This window comes from Actinoallomurus acaciae, assembly GCF_042429965.1.
Classification (GTDB): Bacteria; Actinomycetota; Actinomycetes; order Streptosporangiales; family Streptosporangiaceae; genus Actinoallomurus; species Actinoallomurus acaciae.
Genome location: NZ_JBHLZP010000849.1, coordinates 1 through 2,328 on the forward strand (window position 1 = coordinate 1; position 2,328 = coordinate 2,328).

Genomic DNA, 2,328 nt, shown 5'->3' on the forward strand with positions numbered 1-2,328 from the left:
GGGTCCAGACGAGGTCGATCTCGCGCTCGGCCGCCTCATCGTGCGGTGCGGCGCCCTCGGCGGTGCGCGCCCGTACGTGCAGGAACCGGGGGCGTACGTGCAGCGTCCCGCCGCCGTCGTCCCCGCAGTCCAGCAGGCACTCGGTCTGGGCGGCCGACGGCTCCTCGGTGGCGGTGAAGCCCGGCGGCACGAGCACGCCGAGCTGCCGGTGGACCTGGTCCCGCACCTCGCCCGCGCCGTGCGGGGAGGGCCGGCGGCCGTCGTAGAGGACGGCGTCGGCGACCGCACGGGCGGCCTCCGGATCTCTCACGGGACCTCCTTCGCCGGAGGAGTGACCAGGCGCGTGTGTCTCTTGGCCATCATGGCTGTGACCTGCGATGACGGGCACCCTTGACAGTTACCCACCAGGCGGAGGCGTACAACCAGCGAACGGCTCGGCGTCGGGGGGCGCGCGTCAGAGCGCGTACCGGGTGAGTTCCCACAGGGCGTGGTAGACGGTGGTCTGCGCCTCCTGGATGCGGTGCACCGACGAGGAGGGCACCGTGAAGAGGTGGTCGAGGCCGTCGAGCTCGGCCAGTCGCCCGCCCGTGTGCCCGGCCAGCCCGATCGTCAGCATTCCCCGGCGCATCGCCTCGTCGAAGGCGCGGATCAGGTTGGTGGAGTTGCCGCTCGTCGACAGGCCCAGCGCGATGTCCCCCGCTCGGCCGAGCGCGCCGAGCTGGCGGGCGAACACGACGTCGAAGCCGATGTCGTTGGACAGCGCGGTCATGACCGCGACGTCGGTGGTCAGCGCCAGCGCCGGCAGCGGGCGCGCGTCGCCGCCGGGGTTGAGGAAGAGCGCGGCGACGTCCTGCGCGTCGGTGGAGCTGCCACCGTTGCCGAAGGTGAACAGCCGGCCGCCGGCGCGGAAGGCCTCGGCCATGCGCACGGCGCAGGCCTCCAGCCGTGCGCCGTCCAGGGCGAGCACGCGCTGCCGCAGCGCCACGATCTCCTCCGCCTTCTCGACGGTGGACCGGCGCACGTCCGCCATGACCGACGCCAGATCAGCCGTGCCGGAGTAGAGGAACGGGTACAGGTCCCGCATCTCTCCCGAGGGCGCGTCGTGCCCGCCGACCCGCTCGCTCATGGCACCAGGCCGATCGCCTCTTTGGCGTGGACCAGGACGACGTCGCCGACCTCGGCGTCCACGAGGGCGACGCTGACCTCCTCGGTGCGTCCGCCGCCGACGTCGACGTCGGCCAGGTCGCCGTCGCGCAGGCGGACCACGCGCACCGCGACGGCCTCGTCGGAGCAGGTCACGCAGTGGTCGCCGGTGCAGTGGTTCACGCGATCACTCCAGGGCCGAGCACGCCGGGCTGTTCGAGGAGCACGTGGACCAGCTCCCACAGCACGTGGTAGGCGGTGACGTGCACCTCCTTGACGACGCGCGGGTCGCCGGAGGGCACGACGATCTGGTGGTCGGCGGCCCCGGCGATGTCGCCGCCGTCGCCGCCGAGCAGCGCCACCGTCAGCAGGCCCAGGTCCCGCGCGGGGGGCCGCCCGGCGAGCACGTCGGCGAAGCTGCCGCTCGCACGCGTCGGCACGGTCACCCCGTTCACCCGCAGCCTCGGCCCGAGGCCGCACCGCAGCGACAGGTTCGCCGCCGGCAGCCGCCGCAGGGTCGGCACGTGCGGGATGACGATGTCGGTGACCTGCGGCGTCTCTCCGGGGAACCGCAGGGTCAGCCGGGCCGTGCGCATCGGCGCGACGGTCAGCACGCCGTCGGCGCCGATCACGCCCTCCCGCCACTGGCCGCGGTCGCCCTCGACGCGCACGTTCAGCAGTCCGCTCGCGCCCGGCGGACGCCTGACCGTGATCTTCCGCACCACGGTCGCGCGCCGCCACCTCAGCGCCAGCGTCGGGTCGGTGTCGCCGTCGGCCGGGATCCAGGTGGTGGTCGCGTCGCCGTCGAAGGCCGAGCGCGCCATGCCAGCCGGCTCGTTCGTCGACGCCGAGCTGGCCGTGATGCCGACGTGGGGGTCGGTGCTCATGTACCGCTGGATCAGCGCGGTGTCGGTGAGCGCCGCGGTACCGGTCAGCCGCGCCTTCGTCGCCGCCGGCGCGGTGAAGGTCCGGTCGAAGGCGTAGCCCTCCTCGTCCTGCCGCTGCAGCTGCGGCGAGCACACCCACCGGATCGGGCCCGGCATGCAGGCGGGCAGCCGGCCCGGGGCGCGGGTCATCACGGCCGTGCCGCCGCCGGGCACCGTGGGCAGCCGGTACCGCCGGAGCGCCTGGACGCCGTCGATGTGCAGCTCGGACAGGCCGACGCGCGCCCCGGACGGCACGATC

2 protein-coding genes and 2 pseudogenes are annotated in these 2,328 nt (G+C 74.3%); all 4 read right to left on the reverse strand.

The annotated features are described in order from the left end of the window. Window positions 1–310 (reverse strand): annotated as a pseudogene (locus ACFFNX_RS47970) (hypothetical protein); the annotation flags it as partial. Window positions 311–454: 144 nt separating this feature from the next. Next, the gene (locus tag ACFFNX_RS47975) at window positions 455–1,126 is read right to left on the reverse strand and encodes a D-sedoheptulose-7-phosphate isomerase (RefSeq protein WP_378213105.1); all 672 of its coding nucleotides are present in this window, start codon (window positions 1,124–1,126) and stop codon (window positions 455–457) included. Then, window positions 1,123–1,326, reverse strand: a complete 204-nt coding sequence (locus ACFFNX_RS47980; RefSeq protein WP_378213106.1) for a HypC/HybG/HupF family hydrogenase formation chaperone — start codon at window positions 1,324–1,326, stop codon at window positions 1,123–1,125. Before ACFFNX_RS47980 ends, ACFFNX_RS47975 begins: the two co-directional genes overlap by 4 nt. Beyond that, window positions 1,323–2,328, reverse strand: a pseudogene (locus ACFFNX_RS47985) (hypothetical protein); the annotation flags it as partial. The gene ACFFNX_RS47980 and the pseudogene ACFFNX_RS47985, both read right to left, overlap by 4 nt.